The following is a 20,971-nucleotide window of genomic DNA, read 5'->3' as shown; positions in this document are numbered from 1 at the left end:
TGAACTTAAACATTACCTAAAATGAATGGGTTTACCAATCTTTTTCAGATCTTACTTTAGCACCTTTTGTTTTTTCAGCATTTATCTTTTCTTGAACCTTCTCTTCTTGGTTATTCATAGCCTCCAATAAGTTCTTAATTTGTTGAGGCGACAATTGTCCTGGTTTTGGTTGAGGCTTTTTCTGGTCTTGGTCTTTATTTTCTTGATTTCCGTCTTTATCTTTCTCGTCTTTAGGATCGCCTTCATCATCTTTTTCATCATCACCTTCTTTCTTGTCTTGATCGCCTTTATCCTTCTGATCTTCTTTGTTTTCGTCTTCGTTTTCCTTTTGGTCTTCGTTTTTATCGTCTTGATCCTTATTCTCGTCGTTTTGATCGTTCTGATCTTTCTTTTCGTCCTCTTGATCTTGTTGGTCTTGCTGATCTTCAGCACATTGTTTTGCAAGGGCAAAATTATAACGTGTTTCTTCGTCAGTAGGATTATTTCTTAATGCATTTTTAAAAGCTTCAACGGCTTCTTTACATTTTTTATTTTGCATTAAAACATTCCCGATATTGTGATAAGCTTTATTTTTTTCCTCTTTTGTTTTTGCAACTTTAGCCGCTTGTTGCAATCTGTAGAAGGCTTCGTCAAAGTTTCCTTTTTTGTAATAAGAATTTGCTAAATTATAATTCCCAACTGCCATATTAGGTTCTTTGGAAATGGCCTTTCGGTATTCCATTTCAGCATCTATATAATTATCATTTGAAGCTAATTGATTGGCCTGATAAACCAACCCTTTAGCCTGTTCCAAATCCTTTAGCTGCTGTTTCTCATCGTTTTGAGAAAAGGCGTTAACCGTGTAAATTGCTAATATGTATAATATAATACGCTTCATACAAACATCTAAATTATAAAACTACTGGTTTTGAATGAGTTAAATATTTTATAAAATTACTGTTTTAAAGGTTTTCGTTAAATAAATTGAGCTTCTTTAGCCATGCTGTTTTGCGCTCTAAAAGAAAAACATCAACAAATAATAAAAAGATTGCCAAACCAATAAACCATTGAAACTGATCTTTAAAATCAGCAAACTGCTTGGCTTCAAATTCCTTTTTATCCATGTTGTTTAATATATCTCTTATGGACTCTACAACTTCATTGGTGTTTTGACCATTAATATAAATACCATTAGCTTCTTCTGCGATATCCATCAATGTTTCTTCATTTAATTTGGTAATTACCGTTTCGCCATTTTGATCTTTCTTGTAGTTTAAAACAACACCGTTGCGTTTAATTGGAATAGGACCACCTTTTGTATCACCTACACCAATAGTAAATATTCGAATACCTTCTTCACTGGCTTCTTCTGCTATACTTGCTGAAACCTCACTATGATCTTCACCATCAGAAATGATTATAAGTACACGATTGGTTTGTTCTTCATCGTCATAATAGGTTTTTGCCAATTCTATGGCTTCATTGATTGCTGTACCTTGTGACGATAACATATCAGTATTCATGCTCTGTAAGAACATTTTTGCCGAAGCATAATCGGTTGTAATTGGCAATTGCGGAAAGGCTTTACCTGCATAAGCAATTATTCCAATACGGTCACTTGCTAAATTGTTTATGATTTGTGTTACCAGTTGTTTTGACTTTTCAAGTCGGTTTGGCGCGATATCTTCTGCCAGCATACTCTTTGAGACATCAACCGCAAAAACAATATCCACACCTTCTCGCTTTACGGTTTCTAATTTCGTACCAATTTTAGGGTTTACTAAAGCAATAGCGATAGCCGCAATTGCCACACTAACTACTACTAATTTCAAAACAGTTTTGAAGACCGACTGATTTGGACTTAATCGTTTTAGTAGCTTTTTATCGGCAAATTTTCGTTGAGCACTTTTTTTCCAAATATGCAGAATGATGTAAATAAGCCATATTGCAGGTATCGCTGCTAAAATCCAAAACCATATTTTTTCTTCTAATTGATACATGCTTATATAAAACTTCTAAAAATAGTTACGCGCATTAATAACTCCAGACACAACAACAGTAATGCTAAAATAACAAGCGGTCTGTACTTTTCTTCGTAATTATAGAATTTAAATTCTTCAATTTCCGTTTTCTCAAGTTTATTAATTTCGTTATAAATCTCAACCAGCTTTTTGTTATCAGTAGCTCTAAAATATTTACCTCCAGTAGCATCGGCAATTTCTTTTAATAATTCTTCGTCAATTTCAACTTGAACACGACCATATTGGAATTGTCCATTTGGTTTAATACGGATTGGTGAAAGTGTCATACCATTTGTTCCTAAACCAATAGTATAAACTTTAATACCATATTCAACAGCCAATTCACTCGCTATTTTAGGATCTATAAATCCTGTATTGTTCACACCATCTGTAAGTAAAATAATAACCTTACTAATGGCCTTACTGTCTTTTAAACGGTTAACCGAAGTTGCTAATCCCATACCAATAGCAGTTCCACCCTCAATTATCGTATTGTATTGAATATCACTTAACGATCTTAAAACAATAGCCTTGTCACTTGTAATGGGTGTTTTTGTATAACTTTCACCTGCATATTCAACCAAGCCAATTCTATCATTTGGACGCCCTTTTATAAACTCGGTTGCAACATTTTTAAGCGCTTCAAGCCTATTTGGTTTTAAATCTCTGGCTAACATACTAGCAGATACATCAATGGCCATAACAATATCTATTCCGCGAGTTGTTTTTGTTTTGGTGCTTACATCCACAGTTCTCGGTCTTGCTAGAGCTGTAATTAACGCTGCCAAAGCTAGTAAGCGAAGGAAAAACAAAAAGTGTCTAAATTTTGGAAGAATAGATGACGTAACCTTAAAGCCTTTTAGACTCGATATTTTTAATTCTGCCGTTTGCTTTTGAAATTTGAAAATGTACCAAACTAAAGCTAATGGCAGTAACAACATCAACCAGAATAACTCCTTATTTAAAAATTCAATTCCTTCAAACATCATTCGGCAGCTGGTTTAAGTTCGACTGAATTTAAAATTCTATTTACTATCTCTTGAGCATATTCATCCTCCTTATGATAAGTAATCATAATCTGTTGTATGATATTTTGTGCTGTAAAATGCAACATGATATATTCACCGTCAACGAACTTATCAGAATTAGGATATGGGAAACTAGCTGAACCATGTGTTTTAAGTCCTTCAGCATTATTAGGGGTTACAAATTTGTCTGTTTTTACAAAAATATTCTCAACACCTTTATCTTCTAATTGTGAAATTGCTTTTTCTGAAACTTGGTTTAAGTCAATAGGCTCATCTGCTTTATGATCTTTTAAACTAGCTGTCAATAAACTAATGCTTAAATCATCCAATACATTGCCATAACGGAATTCTGTAAAGCTTACAGGTCCATCAACCACATTTAGACTATCAGTTTCAATACGCTTTAAAACTTCTGGTGTTGAAATGGTAATAGGTGGATAACCATATGCGCTCTGTACCCATTCGCCTTCTAACAATTCTAAATTATCGTTACCCAACAACGTATCTGTCACGTATTTAAAACCGTACTTTATACCGAAACCAGCAAAAGTGGCAGCCAAAACAGCAATAACAGCTACTATTGTAATAGCTATTTTTCTACGCTTCTTTTTACGTTCTTGTGCTTCTTTGTATTGTTTATCTAGCAGTTTTTCTTCCTCGGAAGGTTCTGGCAGGACTTCTTTTACATGGTCAATTTCAACTGCAACTGTATTTCTGTCTAGTCTGGCTAATTCCTTATCTGGTGCAGATTTGGCAAACTTTACTAAATCGGCGCGTTTAAAAATGCTTTCGAGGTTTTTTATGGTTTCTGGACTTAAATCAATTTGATTACCGTCTTTCAACAATCGTAATCTGGAAATTAGTTCGTCTGTAGTGCTTTCTAAAGCGTGATCATATACTTTTTCATCTAAATACTTACGAATTGCTAATGTTAATTCAGAATAATAAGCTTTAAATTCATCTTGCTCTAAGTAGTTGCTTTCATCTAGTTTTTCTAGTGCTAATTTCGCTCTATCATAAGGTGGCAATAAAGCAATTTTTTCTTCTTCGGTTAATGGTTTTTTACGCCAAACAAACCAATAAATTAAAAATACTACTACACCAATCGCTAATAGAATGATAAGTAGATTTCTCAACCAATTACTTTTTCCTTTTTCAACTTCAATTATTGGTTTTATACCGTATAACCCTTGTTTTGTAGTGTCAACTACAACAGGATTTACGATAACTTTTAACGAATCTGTAAAAAAGGTTCTGTCTCCAATAACTAATTTCTGTCTGGGAATAGTGTAAACACCAGAGTCAAACTGTGTTAGACCATATTTTTTTATCAGATTAAATTTAGCGTCTTGTTTTGTGGTATCAACATCATACGAATCAATAACCTCCAAGGGCATAAAGGTTTGCCCTTCTGGAAACACCACCAGATTAGTTGTATCTGTACTAACCTCAATTTTAAAAGTGATTTGCTCGCCAATCTTAATTTGGTTTGTATCTATTGATGATTTGACTTGAGCGTAAGAGAAACAAGACATGAAAACCAATGCAAAAGACACCAAAGACTTTAACACACAAGAAAATCTTGATTCTTGGCTTATGGTTCTCGATTCTTTAGTATGTAAATTCTTTTTTCTCATTTTTATAAGGCCTAGACTGCGCTCGAACAACATAATTCTTAATTGGGACTATCCTCTTCTTTTGAAATAGCCTAATAATTTTTTTACATAACTTTCATCAACACGACAATTGATGGTTCCTGCTCCTGATTTTGAAAAACTATCGTGATAATATGCTACTTTATCATTATAAAACTTGGCATAGTTGTTACGCACTTTTTTAGATGCTGTATTCACTAACATGTATTCACCCGTTTCCCCATCCTGCATTTGAACCATTCCTAAATTTGGAATGCTTTCTTCATGCTTATCATATACACGAATTCCAGTGACGTCATGACGACCAGATGCAATTTTTAAAGTATGTTGATAATCGTCCGCAATGAAATCTGAAAGCACAAAAACAATAGCTTTCTTTTTCATCACATTGGATAAAAATTTCAATGCTTCAGTAATATTAGTTTGCTTACTTTTTGGTTTAAACTCAATTAGCTCACGAATTATACGTAATACGTGTGAACGCCCTTTTTTTGGAGGAATATAAAGCTCTATCTCATCAGAAAATAAAATCAGACCAATTTTATCATTATTTTGAGTCGCTGAAAATGCTAAAGTTGCAGCAATTTCAGTAACTACTTCATTTTTAAATTGGGATGCTGTTCCAAAAAATTCTGATCCTGAAATATCAACCATAAGCATCATGGTTAATTCACGCTCTTCTTCAAAAACTTTTATATGTGGTTCGTTTGTACGAGCCGTAACATTCCAATCAATATTTCTAACATCATCTCCATATTGATATTGGCGTACTTCACTAAAGGTCATACCACGTCCTTTGAAGGTGGAATGATATTCACCTCCAAAAATATGATCAGACAATCGACGTGTCTTAATCTCTATTTTTCGAACTTTTTTTAGTAATTCTTTAGTATCCATTGTTTCAGTTTGCAGTGTTCAGTTTGCAGTAAGCAGTCCAAAATAGTATTCAGTTAGATTTTTCAGTTTGCATATGAGTAAAACTGATAACTATGACTGAATACTGTCTACTGATTAAGGTACTTCAATCTCGTTTACAATCTTGTTGATAATGTCTTCAGAAGTTACATTTTCAGCTTCAGCTTCATAAGTAATCCCTATTCTATGGCGCAACACATCATGCACAACAGCGCGTACGTCTTCAGGAATAACATATCCACGACGCTTAATAAAGGCATAACACTTGGCCGAAGTTGCCAAATTAATACTACCACGTGGCGAAGCTCCAAACGAAATTAATGGTTTTAGGTCTGCTAACTTATATTTTTCTGGATAACGTGTAGCAAAGATGATATCTAGTATGTATTTTTCTATTTTCTCATCCATGTAAACCTCGCGAACTGCTTTTTGGGCATTTAAGATTTGAGTAACAGAAACTACTGGATTGACTTTATCCCAAGCACCTTTCATGTTGGCTCTCATAATCAGTTGCTCTTCATCTTGTTTAGGATAATCAATTACTGTTTTTAGCATAAAACGGTCAACTTGCGCTTCTGGAAGTGGATAGGTTCCTTCCTGCTCAACTGGGTTTTGAGTTGCCATTACCAAAAATGGTTTATCAAGAATAAACGTTTCATCACCAATGGTAACTTGCTTCTCTTGCATGGCTTCCAACAAAGCCGATTGCACTTTGGCTGGAGCACGGTTAATCTCATCTGCTAAAACAAAATTGGCGAAAATTGGTCCTTTTTTTATGGTGAAATCATTTTCTTTTATGTTGTAAATTAAAGTACCTACAACATCTGCTGGTAATAAGTCTGGTGTAAACTGTATTCTACTAAAAGAGCCATCAACGGCTTGTGAAAGCGTATTAATTGCTAATGTTTTTGCTAAACCAGGAACACCTTCTAATAAAATATGTCCTTGCCCTAACAAACCAATCAGTAATCGTTCAACCATGTGCTTCTGTCCAACGATAACTTTATTCATTTCCATTGTAAGCAAATCAACAAAAGCACTTTCTTTCTCTATCTTTTCATTAATCGCTTTAATATCAATTGCACTCGTTTCTTCCATCATGTATGTGTTTTAAAATTCTATTTAAAATAGGATTTATTTTAGCACGGCTAAATTGTTAAAATTTTTGCTTTAATGCTGTTAACAATTGGTTAAAAAAATAAGAGCAGCACTGATTAGTGCTGCTCTTATAACTTTTTGAAATGTTTTTACAATTATTCTAGTAAAATAACACCTAACTCCGTTGTAGATCCTACTGTAATTTCAACATCTTCTATAATCTGAATTGGTAATCCAGAAGCTGGATCTGGTGTAACAGTAACAGTATATGTTCCTTCGGTTAAACCGACCAAAACAAAATTACCATCAACATCAGCATAAGACGAAACAGTTTCAATACCATTGGTTGCTGTAATTTCTGTTTGAACATCAATAGGTGTTATACTGCCACTTAAAGCTCCTGATTGTGCTTCAACACTAGCTCTAATTACAGGTTTTAGATTAATATTACCAGAATTTCCAGCGACTACAATAGATTCATCAACATCAAAATCTAATAAAAACGTGTAGGCTATATTAGGCTCTAATGTCTCGTTAACTTGAATTTTTAATCCCGATTGCTGGGCACTTGGTGTGTTTAAAGGAAATGTTTCACCATCAATTACAATGGAGTTATCATTACCCAATACCAAACGAATTTGATTTAAGGTTCCTGATGGAACAACAAAATCATCAACAAGTAACACATTAATACCACCTGTTAACTCCAATAAATCATAAACACCTGTGTTTATGGCTTCCAGACTTACCCAATTATCATCATCACTAGCGTCATTTACTTTAACTCTAACATCTACAACATCCACATAAACATGTTCGTAGTCTCCAGGTCTATCCATTAATTTTACTGAAATAGTCGAAGTTCCTTGAGAAGGTGTGTTGTTACTATCGTCATCACTACAACTAAAAAACGTAATAGTCAAAATTGTTAGTAACACTAATTTAAGCTGTTTTAATGTATTCATAAATATTATAGGTTTTGGTTCTTAGAAATATACGTGGCGACTATGTATAATAGATGCTTTATTCAATAAAATCATAGTGGTATCCATTATTTATTTTCTAGGTATTCTTTTTAAACAATTGAAAAACAAGCAATTTAAAAGACATTATTGAGAATGATAAAAAAATGTTAAATGTACTTTAGAACCATTTTTCAAATGGAATATAAGTACGTAATAACAGAAAATCTTGCAATAAATAATTGTTAACTGACTCTATTTTTAAAGAGCGAATAAGTATTTTTATACAGAAATCTTAAAACTATTTATGACATATTCAAAAATAATTGCTGGAACAATGACATGGGGAAGTTGGGGCAAACAACTTTCTAAAAAGGACATGATATTACTTATGCATCATTGTATAGAAAACCAGATTACAACTTTTGATCATGCTGATATTTATGGTAGCTACACCACAGAAGCCGATTTTGGCAACGCTTTTAAGGATTCTGGAATAAAAAGAGAAACTATTCAGCTTATTTCTAAATGCGGTATTCAATATTTAAGTGAGAACAGAAATAATACTGTTAAACATTACGATTATAGTAAAGAATATATCATTTGGTCTGTTGAAAAATCACTTAAAAAACTACAAACCGACTATTTAGATCTGTTACTATTACATAGACCAAGCCCGTTAATGCATCCCGAGACCATTGCCGAAGCTATTTCAACTTTAAAAGCCAATGGTAAAATTCGTGATTTTGGTGTGTCTAATTTCACCGTTAGTCAAATGGAACTTATTTCAAAGTTTCAGAAAATAGATGTGAATCAAATTGAATTTTCATTAACATCTAATGGAGCAATGCATAATGGAACTTTAGATTATATGATAACTCATAATATTACACCAATGGCTTGGTCGCCATTAGGTTCTGTATTTAAAGAAGATAATGAGCAAAGCAAACGCATTCAAAATCTTCTAGACACATTGATAAGTAAATATAATACAACTAAAGATCAACTATTATTAGCTTGGATTTTAAAACATCCATCTAACATTCAGCCCGTTATTGGAACAACAAATACCGAGCGCATCTCACAAGCAAATGAAGCACTAGATATAAATTTAGAATTAGAAGATTGGTTTAAACTTTTAGTAGAATCACAAGGTCATAAAGTGCCCTAAAAACTATAATATGATAAAAAAAACAGCCTTAATAACAGGAGCCACAAGTGGTATTGGACGTGCAACAGCACATGAATTCGCCATGCATGGCATCAACCTTGTTTTATGTGGTAGACGACAAGAACGATTAAACACTATTCAAAAAGCATTGAGCAAAAAAGTTGAAGTCCATACCTTAAACTTCGATGTTAGAGATAAGGAAAAAACTATAGCGGCTATAAATAGCTTACCTGAAGCATTTAAAACCATTGACATACTAATCAATAACGCAGGAAATGCACACGGACTTGATCCTATTCACGATGGTGATATTGAAGATTGGGATGCCATGATGGACATAAACGTGAAAGGATTATTGTATGTTAGTAAAGCTATAATGCCACAAATGATTGAACGACAGGCTGGGCACATTATTAATATAGGGTCATCCGCAGGAAAAGAAGTTTATCCAAAAGGCAACGTGTATTGCGCAAGTAAACATGCAGTTTTGGCTATAACCGATGGGATGCGTATGGATTTAAATCCGTATAACATAAAAGTATCGGCAATAAATCCTGGATTGGTTGAAACCGAATTTTCTAAAGTGCGCTTTAAAGGTGATGCTAAAGCTAATACTGTTTATAAAGGCTACAAAGCCTTACAGCCAGAAGATGTAGCTGAAGTTATTTATTTTGCTGTTTCCAGACCCAGCCATGTAAATATTGCTGATGTTTTAATGTTTTGTACCGCTCAAGCTAGTAGTACCATTGTGAAAAAGGAAATTTAAATTATGAACATTACTTATTTAATTGGAGCAGGTGCTAGTTTTGAATCACTACCTATTGTTAATCAAATTGAACCTAGACTTTTAGAGTTTTCAGAACTCTTTAAACCATATGGTCTACAAGAAATCAATAGTGGCATTTATTTTACTCAAGATAGTAGTAATTTTTCAAATAGTTACCTTTCAAAATATGAATATAAGTCTGATGTTTTTTATGAAAAATATAATTTAATCAAACAGATTTATGATGAAATTATTTGGTTACATAATGAATCGAAAAATCAAAGTAGTATTGACACATTGGCAAAAAAGCTTTTTCTTCAAAAAGACTACAAAAATTTGAAAAGGTTAAAAGTAATTATGTCTTGTTTTTTTTATTTCTGCCAAACACAAAGTTTTGATAAACGATATGATAGTTTTTTTGCGTCTATCCTAGATAATTTAGATACAATACCTAAAAACATACGAATAGTTTCTTGGAATTATGATTCTCAATTTGAAATAGCATTTAAAGAGTTTTCAAAAGGAACAATAGATTCAGCAAGAAAAACCTTAAACACTCAAATTAATGGAGTTGAAAATGACTTTTTTGATCCAAATATGTTCTCTATATTCAAGCTAAATGGTATGACCTCCGAGAAAAAAGGAATCTTCATTGATAACTTTGACTATGATAAGTTTAAAATGATGGAAGAAATCTTATCTGTTTATGATCAGGAAGTATATAGAAGCTTTGAATCTTCGATGTCTTTTGCTTGGGAATATAAAAATGAGGATAATAATTTTTTCAAGAACCTATTTAAATCACTTAAAAACACAGATCTTTTAGTTATAGTTGGTTATTCATTTCCCTTTTTTAATAGAAAAATAGATAAAGATATACTAGATTCTATGCCAGAACTAAAAAAGATTTATGTCCAAGACCCAAATAATTCAGAAGGAATTATTCAAAAAATTAAAAGTTTGATCCCAAAAAAGAAAGCTTATTTTGATGGTGCTACTAGATCTATCCAATATATTCCTGTAACATTTGCAGATCAATTTTATATTCCAGTTGAATTTTAACTAAAATAGACTCCAGCATTAGCTGGAAGTTGATATGATTAACAAACGCTTACTTATTAAAAACCTACTTGCTCATAATGATGAGAATAGTTTTTATGATAAAAAGCGAAAAATTGATATTAGCTTCAAAGAAGGTAAAGCCAAGTTCTTGAAACACATTTGTGCACTATCTAACAGTAATCCAAAGAACAATTCCTATATAGTGATTGGTGTTGAAGATGAGGACAACAACATTGTTGGTGTCGATTTTTTTGATGATAGCAAAATCCAAAATCTCATTAATGCTTATTTAAGCCATCCACCAATTGTTCAATACGAGAACATTTCATTTCCGCATTTACCAGATGATAAAGTTGTGGGTTTGGTTACTATTCGTCCGAATAATGAAATAACCTCATTACGCAAAAACATATGGAAGTATTATGGTGGTTCTGTATTCTTTAGAGATGGTAGCATGAGCATGCCAAAGGTTTTTGATATTGAAATTAAGGATGTGAACTCAAAAATAGTTGAAGCTATTGAAGCTCATGCTCAAAACAATATGGAGCATACGCTGGATGGTGTCTTTGACTTTATGAACAAACGCCAAGATTATGAACCTAAATACAAAGTTTTTAAAGAATATTTTGTGGTTTGTTGGGCAGGTAAAAAGAAGGTTGTTAAGAATGAAACATTTTACTCCAGAGTAGATATTGAATTAATAAATGAACAAGTCAGACTATTCTATTCTGCTTTAGATGAAGTTTCAATAGATATTACCCAAGACTCTTTTAAAATTATTGAGTATGTTAATCTCGGTTTACAGAATGCTTTTAAGTATTACCCTTTAGAAGAAACCACCATTCACTTTGCTGAAAATGTAAATTATAACATCGAGACCAACCTTATTTTTGAACCTCCTCAATATGATAAAAAGGTGTTGCATCATATTTTTAATGCTAATAATTCGATTCTAGCAAAGTTAAAGAAGGGTTTACAACTCAACAACAACGAAAAAACCGACTTAAAAAATTTACCAGCCACCTATCTTATTTGTTATTTGAATGATTTCTCAAATGCTTTAACAAAATTAGAAGAAGCCAAAAATCTACTAAAAGCATATAATCCCGATGTATATCAATTATACAAAGAGGCCATGAGAATTTTACGAAAAGTGAAGTACAATTAAACTGTTGGTTATACAAAAAACACTACCAATTATGTGATTTTTCCTACCAAGTATGTAAAATAAATAGTTGACTATAGTATTTTATGTACCTTTGAATTGCTATTAATCAATATCCAAATCAGCCTTGATCATGACAGTAGTTTCTATTGTTTTCAAGGCTTTTTTATTTGCCAAAAACTCATTTATCATTTAACACAAAAAAACCCAGAGCTAATTACACCATGGGTTTTGTTCTATTGTAATGATTACAAGCTATTATCTTCCGCCATCTAATTCTTCTTGCCAATCAAATAATTTTTTCCAATGTCCTTCATAAGCCATTTTGGCTTGTTCAGGCCATGTTCCAGGATTATGAATCTTAAAGCGGTCTCCTCCCTCATCAAGGATGCTTTGACATTGTTCTACGTTACACTCAGATAAGGCTTTCCATGTGTTTATGCCTTTATTATGAAACAATTCAGCGATTTTAGGTCCAATACCTTCAATTAAGGTTAAGTCATTCTCTTTTATTTTCTTACCAAATATTGCTGCAGCTTCTGCTGCGTTGAATGGCACTAACTCTTTTGCGCTTTTACAAGCTTTTAAATCAGCTTCAAGTCTTGCCACTTTATTTTTCCAAACATCTACATCAACACCACTATTTTCCTCATTCTTAAGTATTTTACCTAATAAATATCCAAGCAGCGCACAAATTGCACCTACAAGCAATGGAATTATAATACACCAATTCATAAATTTATTTTTTTAGTTAGTTAATTGTTACGATTACACGTCTATTTTGTTTTCTTCCTTCATCAGTTGCATTTGATGCAATGGGTTCCTCTTGACCTTTAGAAAGCGTTTCTATTTGACTTTCTGAAATAGCATTACCCATTAAATAGCGCTTAACAAAATCTGCCCTCTTTTGCCCAAGTTTTGTATTACTAAAAGCATCTCCTGTATTGTCAGTATGGCCAATTACATGAATTTGAGCCTCATGAACTTTATCTATATATCTTGAAATATTTGCTACTTTCTCACGCTGTTCAGCAGTAAGGTTCAATGTTGAAGCACCCGTTTCAAAATAAAGAACTAATGGGTCTGATTTTATAGCATCACCTAGTGCTTGTATAGCCTCCATTCTTGATGTATCTAATTCATCATGAGTTGACATTTTAAAAGTAACTGGACCGTAATATATTTTACTATTGTCAGCAACCATATCATTGTTTTGTTCACCATAAGTATCAATATTTTTTGACGAAATACCCGTTGAAACAAAATAATTCTTTACGGCATTTGCTCTTGCTAAACCTAAATTAGGAAATGCTGAATTATTACTTTCATCAGATTTATAATAACCTGTAATATGAAGTAATTTCATAGAGTCCTGCTGCATGTAATTTTTAACTTTAACTATTGCCTCATTTAATGGGTTTGACAGCGGCTCTAAAATTGTGAAATACGATTCTTTAAAATTAAAGTTATCGTTAAGTTCAACATTCAAGTCACCTTCCTCATCTGCAACCAAAAATGCAGTTTTGGTAGAGTTATCAATAGGCTCAACTGCTGTAACGCTTGAGTCAGAATCAGCATTTAAATCTGCTTCACTACCTTCACAGCACAAGTAATAGTTAAGAATAGAGCCAACAAGAATGGTGAACAAAATACCTAGAAGATATTGAGTTTTTTTGCTCATTAGATGGTTGTTTATTAGTTAGTGACTATTAAGATATTAAAAAAAATCAAGCTATACTAACAGAAGTAAAAAAATTGAGTTTAAATCAAATAAAAAGCCGTATCAAAAATGATACGGCTAAATTTAAATTTTGAAAAACACGTTTATTACAAATCAAACTTAATCCCTTGTGCTAAAGGCAATTCATCAGAGTAATTAACTGTATTTGTTTGACGTCTCATATAAACTTTCCAAGCATCAGATCCAGACTCACGTCCACCACCAGTCTCTTTTTCACCTCCAAAAGCACCACCAATTTCGGCACCCGAAGTACCAATATTCACATTTGCGATTCCACAATCAGAACCAGCGTATGACAAGAATTTTTCAGCTTCTTTCATTTCGTTGGTCATGATGGCTGATGATAATCCTTGAGCAACGCCATTTTGTTTAGTAATAGCATTTTCGACATCCCCTGAATATTTCATTAAATATAATATTGGAGCAAAGGTTTCGTGTTGTACGATTTCAAAATCGTTTTCAGCTTCAATAATTGCCGGCTTTACATAACATCCAGACTCGTAACCTTCACCTTCTAAAACACCACCTTCAACTAATACGTTTCCGCCTTCAGCTTTTGCTTTTTCGATCGCAGCTAAATACGTATTAACAGCATCCTGATCTATTAATGGACCAATATGATTTTTTTCATCTAACGGGTTTCCAATCGTTAATTGACTGTAAGCACCAACAATAGCATCACGTACCTTATCATAAACCGATTCGTGAATAATTAATCGTCTTGTCGAGGTACAACGTTGTCCACAAGTTCCAACAGCACCAAATACTGCACCAGGAACCACAACTTTTAAATCTGCCGTAGGAGTGATAATAATGGCATTGTTACCCCCTAACTCTAATAAAGATTTTCCAAAACGTTCAGCAACTGTTTTACCAACAATGCGACCCATTCTTGTAGAACCTGTTGCAGACACTAAAGGAATTCTTGGGTCAGTTGTCATAAATTCTCCAACTTTATAATCGCCATTAATGATACAAGAAATACCCTCTGGCAAGTTGTTGTCTTTTAAAATATCTGCTATGATATTTTGGCAAGCAATAGAACATAGAGGTGCTTTTTCAGAAGCTTTCCAAACACAAACATCACCACAAATCCAAGCCAAAGCCGTATTCCATGACCAAACAGCTACTGGGAAATTAAATGCCGAAATAATACCAACTACACCTATTGGATGCCATTGTTCTCTCATTACGTGACCAGGACGTTCCGAAGGAATGGTTTGTCCGTTTAATTGTCGTGACAATCCAACAGCAAAATCACAGATATCAATCATTTCCTGAACTTCACCATAACCTTCTTGTAGAGATTTTCCCATTTCATAGGAAACTAGCTTACCCAGTGGCTCTTTCAATTCTCTTAATTTATTTCCAAATTGACGAACTATTTCGCCACGTTGAGGTGCAGGCACATCTCTCCAAGATAAAAATGCTTTGGTTGCAGCATCCATTACTCTGTCATAATCTTCTCTGGTTGTTGCTTTAACTTTTCCTATTAATTTACCATCTACTGGCGAGTAACTCTCAATAAGTTCTCCATTAGAAAAATTATTTGAACCTGTTGAAGATCCTTCATTTATATCTTTTACGCCTAATGCTTTTAGGGCTTTATCAATTCCGAAATCTGTTGCAACTGCTTGCATAAATTTTGTTTTTTTAATTATTATTTAATTATCTGCGAATATACTAATAAAAAGTCGTTTTCAGAGAAAGACTAATTCTATAAATAATGTAACTTTAAGCAACCATAAATTATCGAAATCATTATGAATAAACTAATATACTTATTCGCTTTTTGCTTTATTATTATCGGATGCAAAAATAAGGAAGAATTGCAATCTACCATAACCAAAAAGCCCACAGAGAAAGACAGTATTCCTACTCAAGTGAATGAATTTGCCATTGCTATTCATGGTGGTGCTGGAACCATCTTACGCGAAAACATGTCTCCTGAAAAAGAAGCTGCTTATATAGCCAAATTAGAAGAAGCTATACGGATAGGACACAACATTTTAAAAAATGGTGGTAGCAGCCTAGATGCGGTTGAAAAAACCATTAATATATTAGAAGATTCCCCATTATTCAATGCTGGAAAAGGTGCGGTTTTTACCAATGCTGGAACTAATGAATTAGATGCTTCTATCATGGACGGAAAAACACTGAATGCAGGAGCATCCGCTGGAACAAAAACTGTGAGAAACCCAATAAATTTGGCTCGTGCAGTAATGGAAAAATCACCGCATGTGATGCTGTCAGGATTTGGAGCCGAAACATTTGCTCAAGAGCAAGACTTAAAAATTGTTGATTCTAGTTATTTCTACACCGAAAACCGTTACCAATCCTTGAAAAGCGTTAAAGACTATGAGTCTAAAAAACAAGCCGAGGATAAAACTGCCTTTTATGACCCAATTATAAAAGACTCAAAATTTGGAACTGTAGGATGCGTAGCTTTGGATAAAAACGGCAATTTAGCAGCTGGAACCTCAACTGGAGGCATGACTAACAAGCGTTGGGGACGTATTGGAGACGCACCTATTATTGGTGCAGGAACCTATGCTAACAATAACACTTGTGCGGTTTCAAGTACAGGTTGGGGCGAATTTTTTATTCGTGCTATGGTTGCTTATGATATTTCAGCATTGATGGACTATAAAGGCGTGACTTTACAAGAAGCTGCCAAAGAAGTTATTCAGAAAAAAGTACCTGAACTTGGTGGTGATGGAGGCATTATTGCTGTAGACAAACACGGAAATATAACCATGGAGTTTAATACAGCTGGAATGTACAGAGCCTCTATGAATGATAAAGGTGAATTATATGTCGGTATTTACAAGAATTAATTTATCGTTTTAAGGTGAAATGCCCTTTGAAAATTTGATTTTCAATTCGAATGTAATACCAAAAATCTGAAGTTTGTAATACTTCATTTCTATATGTTCCATCCCATGAAAAGGGTTGGTTTAAAGCACTCTTTATTAGTTTGCCATAACGGTCAAAAATGTATACTTCTGATTCGGAAAAACTTTCAATTCCTTTCAAATTAAAAGTATCATTCTGACCATCATTATTTGGTGTAAAAAACTTTGGAATCACAAAATGTATATAGTTTTCAGACACTATCCCACAATCCCCTTCAGCCTTAACAAATACGGTATAATTACCACCTTCAATCTCAAATATATTACTTAACTGAAAGTTTGTACCATCAAGTGAAAATAAGTAGTTGCCATTACTTGAAACATGAACTTCAATTAGGTATCCATTTGAATTAATAGCTTCTATAACTGGCTCATCAATTTGTAATAATTCTATTGTTTTAATCGCAGAACAATTAGAAGAATTCGTGACTTCAACAGTATAAATACCTGGCGTACTTACTGTTATTTGACTGGTCGTCTCACCTGTATTCCATAAATAATCCATATCCATTAAACCAGCTTCTAGAATGATGCTTTCACCTTCACAAAATGTGAGATATTCATCTTCAATAACAGGGATTTCTTCTCCAAATAACAAAGCTACAGCTGTTCTTGTAGTTGAGCTGCAGTTTGAATTAGAATCAATTGCTTCAGCATAATAAACACCCAAAATATTAGGGCTAAAATTTAAGCTATTACTCTCTAATAATTGACCGTCAGTTGGCGCATTGTACCAATCTACTTGTATTCCATCAGGTACTGTTACAGACAAAACACCCGTGGAACAATTTAAATTAACATCTCCATCGCTCGTTGGCGGACTTACTTCAGGAAAAACAATTATCTCAAATTCTTCTGAAATCGTATTACAAGATTCATTTAACAGGTTAGCTTGTGTTTCGGCCATTTTCACTCTATAATGTGTCGTGGTCGTAAGATTATTTATTTGAAGGGTTTGATTCGTTTCGCCTGAAATATCAAACCAGTTTATTCCATCATTACTTTGTTGCCATTGATAAAAATGGGTATCGTAAACCGAAAAATCTGGAGTGGCTTCCAATAGTGTGTTATAGGGTAAATCATAAGTACACAAGGAGACACTTGAATTAGATGAGCTATCCGCAATAGATATAAAATCACCACACGTTTTGAAAACAATATCATCTATGGCCAAATCATTTCCACAGCCTCCAACACCATTGTTTAGCATTTTTAAGATTATTGACGATTGCCCAGCCGTTGTTGTAAAAACAAGTCCATATTCTTCCCAAACTGGAGTAGTTGTGCCTTGTATATCACCTGTATCTCCTGAAGCTAGTAGTACAGTATCAGTGTTATCCCAAATTTGAAATTTTACATTTATAGGAATACCCGTTCCACAAAACCCACCTGGAGGCAGTAGATTTAAAAGCCAAGAAGAAAATTCATAAGTCGTATTGTCACATAATCCAGAGATAGTTGTTCTGTAAAACTCTCCAGCAGTAAAATCGGCATTAACAATCAAGCTTCTGCCATTAGTATCACCTGGAGTGTGGTCTTGGGTATTATGCCACCCAAACCAATTGGTATTGCTGGAAATGGTATAAAAGCCATCTTCAGGTTCAGAATTGGCATAGGTATATGAAGTTGTACCAGAAGGAAGCGCAGGTCCGTTTGTGGTACCTGAACCAAAATCATCAAAATAAATAGGATCACCTGAATTTCCAGAACAAAAACTCAATTGGGCATAACCAAAATTACCACTCAATAACAGAATTAAGCTCAAAAAAATAAATGTATATGTATTAACTTTATACATGTTATAAAAATACGGAATAGTCAATTTAATTACTTGCTTTGAATTGATAATAAGATATATTTAACACGCAATCGTTTTCGTAAATAAGAATGATAATGAAATCACATAAAAATCCATATTATGCAGTAATTTTTACTTCTAAACATTCAGAAGATGTTTCAGGATATGCTGAAATGGCAATTAAAATGGAAACTTTAGCCAAAAACCAAGATGGTTTTTTAGGTATAGAATCAGCAAGAGACACATTAGGAATAACAGTCAGCTACTGGCAATCTTTAGAGGCTATTAAAGCATGGAAACTAAATAGCGAACATCTTATGGCGCAAAGTAAAGGACGTAGTCAATGGTATAAGTGGTACCATGTGAGAATTTGTAAAGTTGAACGCGAATACGAATTTAAATTACCGTAAAGGAAACCCTTTTGCGGCCCACCAAGGATGAATTTCTATTACCAATCTACCAGCCTTTACCATTGGGTCGGCATTAGCTAGACTATCAGCCATTTTAAGTGTTGGCACATTATATATGGTGATTCCTCTAATATCGCCATTGTCGCCAAAGGGACCAGATATATCAGCATAGCCCTCTTCATACATTCTACCTAAATGCGCTAAATGTGCTTCTTGAAGTTTTGCCGCTTCCTCTTCATTTTGAGAGCGTATTGGGCCCGATTTCAAAAAGGCAATGAAATATTGTTGCATTAAGATTGTATCTTGAGTTTTTTCGTCAAAATAATCGAAAGTTTGATAACCTTTTTCTGTTAATTCTGCTTTAAGTGCTTTAGCGGTTTTTATAGGTTCGCCTTTATAGGTTTCTATATAAACCGTATCTGTTTTAGTGATAATCGTTTCAGTTATTGAATCAGTTGTTTGTGCTTCTTTTTTACAGCTTACTACAAGAAGTATTAATAATATTAAATTTATATGTTTCATTTTTTCCAAGTATTAAAAGGTTCTTTACTCAATTGAGCGTTGTAATATTTAACTTGTCCAGTGACTTCTTTACCAAGCCAGTGAGGCTTTTCAAAAGACTCGTTTTCGTTTTGCAATTCAACTTCAGCAATTATCAAACCAGCATTTTCTCCAAAAAACTCATCGACTTCAAAAATATGATTTCCATAAGGAATCTCATAGCGTATTTTATCAATCACAATTTCTTCACATAAGCCAAGTAATGATTCAGCATCTGATTTAGAAATTTCTTTTTCCCATTCAAACCGTGATAAGCCATCATCAGATGATTTTCCTTTCACTGTTAGAAAACCGTTATCATCTTTCAAGCGCACACGAACTGTTCTATCTGGATTAGTGTTTAAAAATCCTTGCTTAATTCTAAAGCTACGCTTTGCTTCGCCTTTAAAAGCATCTGAAAGTGTTAAAAATTTACGTTCTATTTCTATCATGCCTACTTCCCTTGAAAAAAAGGAATCTTTAAACGTTCTCTATACATTTTCATTCAAAAAATGAAAACACTCGAACTGACGTTGGTTTTTATGTCATAAATTTACATCATGTCAAACGATTTACCAATACGGAAAATTATTCATGTGGATATGGATGCTTTTTATGCCTCTGTAGAACAACTAGATAATCCTGAATTACGAGGTAAACCTTTAGCTGTTGGAGGTGGTGGTAAACGTGGTGTGGTAAGTGCAGCGAGTTATGAAGCGCGTAAATTTGGTGTTAAAAGCGCCATGAGCGGTGTGCAAGCAAGGCGCAATTGCCCAGAACTTATTTTTGTGCGCCCACGTTTTGAACGTTATGCAGAAATTTCGAAAAAAATTCGTAAAATATTTCATGATTACACGGACTTGGTTGAACCACTCTCAATGGATGAAGCCTATTTAGATGTTACCGAAAATAAAAAAGGGAATCCGAGCGCAACCTTAATTGCAAAAGAAATACGTGAACGGATTTTTAAAGAGGTTGGTTTAACGGCGTCGGCAGGTGTTTCTATTAATAAATTTATAGCTAAAGTAGCCAGTGATTATAATAAACCTAATGGGCAAAAAACCGTAAACCCTGAAGATGTTTTAGGATTTTTAGAAGCATTAGATATCAGAAAATTCTATGGTATTGGTAAGGTTACTGCCGAAAAAATGTATCAAAAAGGTATTTTTACAGGAAAGGATTTAAAATCGAAAACGGCTGAATACCTTGAAGAAAAATTTGGGAAATCTGGGAAATCGTACTACTATATTGTTAGAGGAATACATAACAGTCCAGTAAAACCCAACAGAACCCGAAAATCATTAGCTGCCGAAAGGACTTTTAGTGAAAATTTATCCTCTGAAGTGTTCATGCTTGAAAAATTGGAGCATATTGCTGAAGAAGTTTCTAGTCGTTTACAAAAAAGTCAAGTGGCTGGAAAAACCATAACTTTAAAGATAAAGTATAGTGATTTTACACTTCAAACTCGTAGCAAAACCTTACGCTATTTTATACATGATAAGAGTATCATTCTTGAAACTGCTAAAGACTTATTGTATCAAGAAAAGCTACATAATTCTGTACGCTTGTTAGGAATTTCATTATCAAACCTCAACACTGAAAAGAAACCAATAAAAAAATTGGAGCCCAAAAAGGAAGTAAGCGTGCAATTACAATTTGAATTTTAATGATTTTGACATTGTATAAAAAAAGTCGAAATTCGTTGAGGCATATAATTAAAAGCAAAAGATGTATTTCACTTTAAT

The 20,971-nt window shown here is 33.5% G+C and carries 20 protein-coding genes; 7 read left to right on the top strand and 13 right to left on the bottom strand.

Features of this window, described 5'->3' with window-relative positions:
• Positions 1–31 precede the first annotated feature (31 nt).
• The 7 genes from C1S72_RS08680 to C1S72_RS08650 all read right to left on the bottom strand — a co-directional run bounded on the left by C1S72_RS08680 (position 32) and on the right by C1S72_RS08650 (position 7,661).
• The gene (locus C1S72_RS08680) at positions 32–877 is read right to left on the bottom strand and encodes a tetratricopeptide repeat protein (protein ID WP_104735217.1); all 846 of its coding nucleotides are present in this window, start codon (positions 875–877) and stop codon (positions 32–34) included.
• Positions 878–941: 64 nt separating this feature from the next.
• Positions 942–1,979 carry a VWA domain-containing protein gene (locus tag C1S72_RS08675; protein ID WP_104735216.1) on the bottom strand — a complete coding sequence of 346 codons (1,038 nt, stop codon included), beginning with the start codon at positions 1,977–1,979 and terminating at the stop codon, positions 942–944.
• A gap of 2 nt (positions 1,980–1,981) precedes the next feature.
• Complete coding sequence (locus C1S72_RS08670) at positions 1,982–2,986, bottom strand: vWA domain-containing protein (protein WP_104735215.1); 1,005 nt, start codon at positions 2,984–2,986, stop codon at positions 1,982–1,984.
• Positions 2,986–4,563 carry a hypothetical protein gene (locus C1S72_RS08665; protein ID WP_394338527.1) on the bottom strand — a complete coding sequence of 526 codons (1,578 nt, stop codon included), beginning with the start codon at positions 4,561–4,563 and terminating at the stop codon, positions 2,986–2,988. Before C1S72_RS08665 ends, C1S72_RS08670 begins: the two co-directional genes overlap by 1 nt.
• Positions 4,564–4,713: 150 nt before the next feature.
• Positions 4,714–5,580: a DUF58 domain-containing protein gene (locus C1S72_RS08660; protein ID WP_104735213.1), complete on the bottom strand. Its 867-nt coding sequence runs from the start codon at positions 5,578–5,580 to the stop codon at positions 4,714–4,716.
• A 114-nt stretch (positions 5,581–5,694) separates the two neighbouring features.
• A complete protein-coding gene (locus C1S72_RS08655) occupies positions 5,695–6,696 on the bottom strand; it encodes an AAA family ATPase (protein WP_104735212.1) in 1,002 nt (333 codons plus the stop codon).
• A 155-nt stretch (positions 6,697–6,851) separates the two neighbouring features.
• A complete protein-coding gene (locus C1S72_RS08650; protein ID WP_104735211.1) occupies positions 6,852–7,661 on the bottom strand; it encodes a DUF4382 domain-containing protein in 810 nt (269 codons plus the stop codon).
• Between the two features lie 304 nt (positions 7,662–7,965).
• Between C1S72_RS08650 and C1S72_RS08645 the strand changes: the two genes are divergently transcribed.
• Genes C1S72_RS08645 through C1S72_RS08630 form a run of 4 tightly spaced genes read left to right on the top strand, consistent with a single transcriptional unit; the run spans position 7,966 to position 11,825 of the window.
• Positions 7,966–8,829, top strand: a complete 864-nt coding sequence (locus tag C1S72_RS08645) for an aldo/keto reductase (RefSeq protein ID WP_104735210.1) — start codon at positions 7,966–7,968, stop codon at positions 8,827–8,829.
• A 10-nt stretch (positions 8,830–8,839) separates the two neighbouring features.
• Positions 8,840–9,595 (top strand): SDR family NAD(P)-dependent oxidoreductase, encoded by a 756-nt coding sequence (locus C1S72_RS08640; RefSeq protein ID WP_104735209.1) that lies wholly within the window; start codon positions 8,840–8,842, stop codon positions 9,593–9,595.
• Between the two features lie 3 nt (positions 9,596–9,598).
• On the top strand, positions 9,599–10,657 hold the full coding sequence (locus C1S72_RS08635; RefSeq protein ID WP_104735208.1) for an SIR2 family protein: 1,059 nt from the start codon (positions 9,599–9,601) through the stop codon (positions 10,655–10,657).
• A gap of 34 nt (positions 10,658–10,691) precedes the next feature.
• Positions 10,692–11,825 carry an ATP-binding protein gene (locus tag C1S72_RS08630; RefSeq protein WP_104735207.1) on the top strand — a complete coding sequence of 378 codons (1,134 nt, stop codon included), beginning with the start codon at positions 10,692–10,694 and terminating at the stop codon, positions 11,823–11,825.
• A gap of 255 nt (positions 11,826–12,080) precedes the next feature.
• On the opposite strand, the gene C1S72_RS08625 is transcribed toward C1S72_RS08630, so the two are convergent.
• The 3 genes from C1S72_RS08625 to amaB all read right to left on the bottom strand — a co-directional run bounded on the left by C1S72_RS08625 (position 12,081) and on the right by amaB (position 15,203).
• On the bottom strand, positions 12,081–12,557 hold the full coding sequence (locus C1S72_RS08625; protein ID WP_104735206.1) for a hypothetical protein: 477 nt from the start codon (positions 12,555–12,557) through the stop codon (positions 12,081–12,083).
• Between the two features lie 16 nt (positions 12,558–12,573).
• Complete coding sequence (locus C1S72_RS08620) at positions 12,574–13,503, bottom strand: OmpA family protein (RefSeq protein WP_104735205.1); 930 nt, start codon at positions 13,501–13,503, stop codon at positions 12,574–12,576.
• A 146-nt stretch (positions 13,504–13,649) separates the two neighbouring features.
• Positions 13,650–15,203, bottom strand: a complete 1,554-nt coding sequence (amaB, locus tag C1S72_RS08615) for an L-piperidine-6-carboxylate dehydrogenase (protein WP_104735204.1) — start codon at positions 15,201–15,203, stop codon at positions 13,650–13,652.
• Between the two features lie 123 nt (positions 15,204–15,326).
• On the opposite strand from amaB, the gene C1S72_RS08610 reads away from it, so the two are divergent.
• Complete coding sequence (locus C1S72_RS08610; protein ID WP_104735203.1) at positions 15,327–16,400, top strand: isoaspartyl peptidase/L-asparaginase family protein; 1,074 nt, start codon at positions 15,327–15,329, stop codon at positions 16,398–16,400.
• A gap of 1 nt (position 16,401) precedes the next feature.
• Here the strand turns inward: C1S72_RS08610 and C1S72_RS08605 are convergent, their stop codons facing one another.
• Positions 16,402–18,276: a T9SS type B sorting domain-containing protein gene (locus tag C1S72_RS08605; RefSeq protein WP_104735202.1), complete on the bottom strand. Its 1,875-nt coding sequence runs from the start codon at positions 18,274–18,276 to the stop codon at positions 16,402–16,404.
• A 95-nt stretch (positions 18,277–18,371) separates the two neighbouring features.
• Between C1S72_RS08605 and C1S72_RS08600 the strand changes: the two genes are divergently transcribed.
• Positions 18,372–18,686, top strand: coding sequence for an antibiotic biosynthesis monooxygenase family protein (locus C1S72_RS08600; protein WP_104735201.1), 315 nt, complete (start codon positions 18,372–18,374; stop codon positions 18,684–18,686).
• On the opposite strand, the gene C1S72_RS08595 is transcribed toward C1S72_RS08600, so the two are convergent.
• Together C1S72_RS08595 and C1S72_RS08590 are read right to left on the bottom strand one after the other, a co-directional pair.
• Positions 18,678–19,208, bottom strand: coding sequence for a YciI family protein (locus tag C1S72_RS08595; RefSeq protein WP_104735200.1), 531 nt, complete (start codon positions 19,206–19,208; stop codon positions 18,678–18,680). The two genes, C1S72_RS08600 and C1S72_RS08595, sit on opposite strands and share 9 nt — an antisense overlap.
• A complete protein-coding gene (locus C1S72_RS08590; protein ID WP_104735199.1) occupies positions 19,205–19,678 on the bottom strand; it encodes a CYTH domain-containing protein in 474 nt (157 codons plus the stop codon). The genes C1S72_RS08595 and C1S72_RS08590 overlap by 4 nt, the downstream gene beginning before the upstream one ends.
• Before the next feature lie 108 nt (positions 19,679–19,786).
• On the opposite strand from C1S72_RS08590, the gene dinB reads away from it, so the two are divergent.
• Positions 19,787–20,893 carry a DNA polymerase IV gene (dinB, locus tag C1S72_RS08585; protein WP_104735198.1) on the top strand — a complete coding sequence of 369 codons (1,107 nt, stop codon included), beginning with the start codon at positions 19,787–19,789 and terminating at the stop codon, positions 20,891–20,893.
• Positions 20,894–20,971: the final 78 nt, after the last annotated feature.

Origin of the sequence: Hanstruepera ponticola (genome assembly GCF_002940745.1) — a bacterium.
GTDB classification, from domain to species: Bacteria; Bacteroidota; Bacteroidia; order Flavobacteriales; family Flavobacteriaceae; genus Hanstruepera; species Hanstruepera ponticola.
Note: the sequence above shows the minus strand (reverse complement) of the source record. Positions and strands in the feature narration are given on the sequence as shown.

Bases quoted from the DNA above. Each gene is read 5' to 3' on its own strand.
- C1S72_RS08680 (WP_104735217.1), bottom strand. From the start codon at position 877: ATGAAGCGTATTATATTATACATATTAGCAATTTACACGGTTAACGCC.
- C1S72_RS08675 (WP_104735216.1), bottom strand. From the start codon at position 1,979: ATGTATCAATTAGAAGAAAAAATATGGTTTTGGATTTTAGCAGCGATA.
- C1S72_RS08670 (WP_104735215.1), bottom strand. From the start codon at position 2,986: ATGTTTGAAGGAATTGAATTTTTAAATAAGGAGTTATTCTGGTTGATG.
- C1S72_RS08665 (WP_394338527.1), bottom strand. From the start codon at position 4,563: ATGTCTTGTTTCTCTTACGCTCAAGTCAAATCATCAATAGATACAAAC.
- C1S72_RS08660 (WP_104735213.1), bottom strand. From the start codon at position 5,580: ATGGATACTAAAGAATTACTAAAAAAAGTTCGAAAAATAGAGATTAAG.
- C1S72_RS08655 (WP_104735212.1), bottom strand. From the start codon at position 6,696: ATGGAAGAAACGAGTGCAATTGATATTAAAGCGATTAATGAAAAGATA.
- C1S72_RS08650 (WP_104735211.1), bottom strand. From the start codon at position 7,661: ATGAATACATTAAAACAGCTTAAATTAGTGTTACTAACAATTTTGACT.
- C1S72_RS08645 (WP_104735210.1), top strand. From the start codon at position 7,966: ATGACATATTCAAAAATAATTGCTGGAACAATGACATGGGGAAGTTGG.
- C1S72_RS08640 (WP_104735209.1), top strand. From the start codon at position 8,840: ATGATAAAAAAAACAGCCTTAATAACAGGAGCCACAAGTGGTATTGGA.
- C1S72_RS08635 (WP_104735208.1), top strand. From the start codon at position 9,599: ATGAACATTACTTATTTAATTGGAGCAGGTGCTAGTTTTGAATCACTA.
- C1S72_RS08630 (WP_104735207.1), top strand. From the start codon at position 10,692: ATGATTAACAAACGCTTACTTATTAAAAACCTACTTGCTCATAATGAT.
- C1S72_RS08625 (WP_104735206.1), bottom strand. From the start codon at position 12,557: ATGAATTGGTGTATTATAATTCCATTGCTTGTAGGTGCAATTTGTGCG.
- C1S72_RS08620 (WP_104735205.1), bottom strand. From the start codon at position 13,503: ATGAGCAAAAAAACTCAATATCTTCTAGGTATTTTGTTCACCATTCTT.
- amaB (WP_104735204.1), bottom strand. From the start codon at position 15,203: ATGCAAGCAGTTGCAACAGATTTCGGAATTGATAAAGCCCTAAAAGCA.
- C1S72_RS08610 (WP_104735203.1), top strand. From the start codon at position 15,327: ATGAATAAACTAATATACTTATTCGCTTTTTGCTTTATTATTATCGGA.
- C1S72_RS08605 (WP_104735202.1), bottom strand. From the start codon at position 18,276: ATGTATAAAGTTAATACATATACATTTATTTTTTTGAGCTTAATTCTG.
- C1S72_RS08600 (WP_104735201.1), top strand. From the start codon at position 18,372: ATGAAATCACATAAAAATCCATATTATGCAGTAATTTTTACTTCTAAA.
- C1S72_RS08595 (WP_104735200.1), bottom strand. From the start codon at position 19,208: ATGAAACATATAAATTTAATATTATTAATACTTCTTGTAGTAAGCTGT.
- C1S72_RS08590 (WP_104735199.1), bottom strand. From the start codon at position 19,678: ATGATAGAAATAGAACGTAAATTTTTAACACTTTCAGATGCTTTTAAA.
- dinB (WP_104735198.1), top strand. From the start codon at position 19,787: ATGTCAAACGATTTACCAATACGGAAAATTATTCATGTGGATATGGAT.